General features: G+C 34.7%; 4 protein-coding genes. All 4 read right to left on the minus strand.

All coding sequences use genetic code 11. The annotated features are described in order from the left end of the window. Nucleotides 1-265: 265 nt before the first annotated feature. Entirely contained in the window at nucleotides 266-805 is a 540-nt protein-coding gene (locus tag RYK07_RS08715; protein WP_020991225.1) for a DUF402 domain-containing protein, read from the minus strand. Between the two features lie 101 nt (nucleotides 806-906). Then, nucleotides 907-2088, minus strand: coding sequence for an A/G-specific adenine glycosylase (gene mutY, locus RYK07_RS08720; protein ID WP_314853475.1), 1182 nt, complete (start codon nucleotides 2086-2088; stop codon nucleotides 907-909). Beyond that, a complete protein-coding gene (recX, locus tag RYK07_RS08725; RefSeq protein WP_314853476.1) occupies nucleotides 2079-2897 on the minus strand; it encodes a recombination regulator RecX in 819 nt (272 codons plus the stop codon). Before recX ends, mutY begins: the two co-directional genes overlap by 10 nt. A gap of 168 nt (nucleotides 2898-3065) precedes the next feature. Beyond that, a partial coding sequence (locus tag RYK07_RS08730) for a MucBP domain-containing protein (RefSeq protein WP_314853477.1) occupies nucleotides 3066-5068 on the minus strand: 2003 nt, incomplete at its 5' end.

The raw sequence follows: 5068 nt of genomic DNA on the forward strand, positions 1-5068 counted from the left end.
TTAGTTTTCAAAGGTCAACGTCGCTTATCGCGACAACTCCTATATATTATCATAGGTGTTTTTCTCTGTCAACAACTTTTTTAAATTATTTTTAAAATTTATTTTTCGTAATCGCTTCAAACGCGAACGTTCGTTAACAGTGTTTATAATTTACCATAGCTAGAAGAACTTTTCAAGTCCTTTTTACAACTTTTTTTATATTTTTAAGAAAAAAGTGTTTTGAAGCATTCACTTCAAAACACTCTCTTACTCACACTACCTTGAGTTATTGTTTACGATAGGTTAGTTGGCAATAACGTTCATACCATAAGTCAACATACTCTGGTGAAAACGGACCTTTTTTATTATTAATCCAATCGACTAGAATCTCAACATTCGCCTTCAAAATTTGATCAATTTCTTTTGAATAATGCATTTGTCGGCGGTGTTGTTCATATTCGTCGACATCTAATAGTCTTTTTTCACCATCCGGGAATATTTTAATATCTAAATCATAATCAATATATTTTAACGCTTCTTTATCTAATACATAGGGAGAAGCAAGATTACAATAGTAGGATATTCCTTTTTGACGAATCATGGTTACTACATTAAACCAGTAATGCTTATGATAATATAACAATGCTGGTTCTCTTGTTAGCCAACGTCTTCCATCCGCTTCAGTAACTAAAGTATGATCATTACAAGCGATAATTGCTTGGTCGCTTGTTTTTAAGACCATACTATCTCTCCACGTACGATGAAGACTGCCATCATGTTTATAACTCTTGACAGTGATGAATTCTCCTTCTCTTGGATTTTGCATCACGAGTCCAACCTTCTATATCGATTTTAGAAAAGCTCCCTTTTCTTTACATTCATTCTCGATTGTAGTATAGCACATTTCGTCGCGTGTGTGAATATCTACTATTTATTATTCTCGAGTTGCCCTGATACATGCTCCCATAATTTTGTTTGTACTTTAGAAAATGGCATTTTACGAAACTCTGGTGCTTCTACCCATCTTAACTCTCTATCACTTAATTCTTCTATTCTGTAATTTTCTTGAACTTCGTATATTGTTACTTCTATTTCCCATTTTTGATGACTGAAAATATGTTTAACTGTGCCTTGCAACTTCTTATCTTTTTGAATTTTTAGTTGATAAATCGATTCAAATTGCGTTTCTAATGGAATATTTTTATTTGGATAATCTTCAACTTCTTCAGCAATCTCATCTAATAGACTCAATTGTTTATCAGTTGGAGTGTAATCTCTTATTAAAGGAAAATGCCAAAAGCCACTTAATAAATCTGCATAAGTATTTTTCTCTAGTAAATATTGTCCCTCTTCATTTTGAATGACAAATGCTTGCCACTTGATTGGTACAGGCTTTTTCTTTGGAATTTTCACTGGATATAAATGCATTGTTCCGTTTAAATAGGCTGCACTAAATTCTTTTACTGGGCTATCTTCTGGATGCGGAGTTACTGGTGACTCAATATCTGACCCTAAATCCATTAATGCTTGATTAAAGTCTCCAGGCCGTTCTTTTGAAATAATTTTTTCTGCAACTGCTTGGAATACTTTTCTATTAGATGGATTCCCGATATCTAATCCTATTTCAAATAATCGGCTTATGACACGCATTAAATTCCCATCTACTGCTGGTTCTGGCAAATTAAAAGCAATACTAGCAATCGCTCCTGCTGTATACGGTCCAATTCCTTTCAACGTTTGAATTTCTTCTATTGTACTTGGAAATTCACCGCCAAATTCTTCAATAATTTGTTTAGCTGCTTTTTGCATATTTCTGACTCTGGAATAATAACCCAAACCTTCCCAAACTTTTAACAACTCTTCTTCTTGTGCATTTGCTAAAGACTCAATTGTAGGAAAAGTTTCTAAGAACCGATGATAGTACGGAATCACTGTGTCGACTCTTGTTTGTTGCAGCATGATCTCACTCACCCATATATGGTACGGATTATTCGAACGTCTCCATGGCAAATCTCTTTTTTCTTTGTCATACCATGCTAATAATTTTTCTTGAAATGAAGCAATTTTCTCTTCAGACCACATTTCTATTCCATATTGTTCTAAATCCATTCTTCACTCTCCCATTTTAACTTTTCAATCGCTTCATCAATTGCAGAACTGCTGAACCCTTTTTGATATAACTTTCCTTTTAATTGATACCATACTTGGGAATCAGTCGCTTCATATTTAGAAAGTATAGTTTTCAAAATTCTCTCGCCTTGTTTCATAACTAACTCTTCTTCATTCTCTTCTTGCTTTTCAAATGTTAATTCTGAAATCACTGATTGTACAATATCTAAATCATACCCTCTTTGCATTAGAAAGCCATACACTTTTTGTTTTACCGTCTTAACAGGTGCATTCCCTTGTCTATCGACATATTTTTGTGCAATTTCGATTGCTTGATCTAATTGTGTCGCTTCATCAAATTCTGCCAACGCTTTTTGAATAATAGAATCATTTACCCCTTTTTTCTTTAATTCAAATGCTACAGCTTTTGGACCTTTTTTCTGTAATGCAAAATTTTCTTGCACATAACTTTCTGCGTAAAACTGATCATTGACAAATCCATGATCCATTAATTGCTGTAGAACCTGATTAATGACTTCATCAGACACTTCTAGCTTTTCGAGTTTTTCATACACTTCTTTTGCTGTTCTCAGCTTGAAATTTAAAAAATGCAACGCTTTTTGATAGGCATTTTGATACTGTGTTTCCTGTTCAATTTCACGGATTGTATCTTGCGTTAATTCTGTCCCTTTTGTTAATGCGAACTTTAATAATGTAGCTTCATCGACTCCAAAGGCAAATTCATCATTAATGTAAATATTAAAACGATTTTGTTTTTTCTTTTGTACTTCAATTTTTGTTATTTGCATGATATCCCCCGCTTTCTATTTCCTATCTATTGTATCAAAATTTCATCATTTTCGATATGAATACCTATTATTTTCTCACAACAAAGGCAAAAAGCTCAAAATTAACTTTACGCTAATTTTGAGCTTTGCTTGAATCATTTATTCAATAACTGATAATTCGTATTCTAATTACTCTTCATCACGTTTTTTGCCTGGAGTCACTAATCCAAGAGATGCAAGAATTGCTGTTGCAGCTGCTCCAAAAATTGATACTTCATTTCCTGTACCTGTATTTGGTAATTCTTGTTGTTTAGTTGCTACTGTTGTTCCTGGTGCAACATTTGGATTTGCTTTTCCTGGTTCAGCAGTTTCAGCTGGTGAACTTGGTGTAGCTGGGTTAGTTGCTTCACCTAGTTCAGCTGGTTGTGCTGGTTTGTTTGGAGTTTCTTCTCCTGGCTTAGCTGGTTGAGTTGGGTTATTTGGAGTTTCTTCTCCTGGCTTAGCTGGTTGAGTTAGGTTATTTGGAGTTAAGTTTTTGTTTTCATCGGTTTTCTTAACTTTATCGATTTCTTTAACTTCTTTGTACACATATGTTACTTCTGTAGTTTTACCTGCTTCAACATCTCCAGTTTCATTACCTTTAGTTGATGCTGGTACTAATTCGTATACTTTTCCTTCTGCAGTTGTGATACGTGTTGGTTTCATGTCGTTATCAGAAGTATCGTATTTAGCTCCTGGTTTACCATCTTTTGTATCAACAGCGTCTGTTTGAAGTGTGTTTCCAGCTTCGTCTACATAGTGAACGACTACTTGTCCTGCTTTTTCATATACGTAAGTGATTTCTGTAGTTCCTTCTACAACAGCACCGTTTTCTGGTTTAGAATCTTCTTTCAATTCTTTAGCTGTTAAGTAGTAAACTTGTCCATCTTTTTCTAGTTTAGCTGGTTTGTTATCAGTTGTATCATATTTGTCACTTAGTGATCCATTTTCTACATCTTTAGTATCTGCAGCTAATGTGTTTCCTTCTGTATCAACGTAGTGAACTACTACATTACCAGTGATTTCTTTGTACACGTAAGTTACTTCTGTTGTTTCTCCAGCTTTAACTTTACCTGTTTCATCACCTTTAGTTGATTGAGGGATTAATTCGTATACTTTTCCTTCTGGAGTAGTGATACGGTTTGGTTTCATGTCGTTATCAGCAGTGTTGTAGTCAGCGTTTGGTTTGCCGTCTTTTGTATCAACAGCATCCACTTGAATCGTGTTACCTTTTTCATCAGTGTAGTGAACAACTACTTGTCCTGCTTTTTCGTAAACGTAAGTTACTTCAGTTTTACCTTCTACTACGTCTCCGTTTTCTGGTTTAGAATCTTCTTTAACAGCTTTTTCTGTTAAGTAGTAAATAGTTCCGTCTTTTTCGATTTTTTCTGGTTTGTTGTCAGTCGTGTCGTATTTAGCGTTTAGAGAAGCACCTTTAGTATCTTCTTTGTCTTCTGCAATTACGTTACCTTCCGTATCAACGTAGTGAACTACTACATCACCAGTTACTTCTTTATAAACGTATGTTACTTCTTTAGTTTCTCCAGCAACAACTTTACCAGTTTCATCACCTTTAGTTGCTGTTGGTACAAGTTCGTATACTTTTCCTTCTGCAGTTGTGATACGAGTTGGTTTCATTCCGTTATCAGTAGTGTCGTAGTCTGATGCTGGTTTTCCATCTACAGTGTCTTTAGCACCTGAAGTTACGTTGGCACCAGCCGCGTCTACACCTACTAATGGAGTTCCGTCTTCTGTTTGATAGTTAACTACTACTTGTCCTGCTTTTTCGTAAACGTAAGTTACTGTAGTTGTACCTTCAACAACATCTCCTGTAGCTGGTTTAGAATCATCTTTTATTTCTTTAGCTGTTAAGTAATATTTAACACCATCTTTAGTAATTTCAGCTTTTTTGTGGTCTGCTGTGTCATATTTAACATTTAGAGAAGCATCTGTTTCATCTTTTTCGTCTTCAGCAAGTGTGTTACCTTCAGTATCTTCGAACTTAACAACAACATTACCTTTAACTTCTTTATACACATATGTTACTTCTTTAGTTTGACCTGATTCTACAGTACCTGTTTCATCACCTTTAGTTAAAGCTGGTACTAGTTCGTATACTTTTCCTTCTGCAGTTGTGATACGTGTTGGTTTCA

Origin of the sequence: uncultured Granulicatella sp., assembly GCF_963528315.1 — a bacterium.
In the GTDB taxonomy this organism is placed as follows: domain Bacteria; phylum Bacillota; class Bacilli; order Lactobacillales; family Aerococcaceae; genus Granulicatella.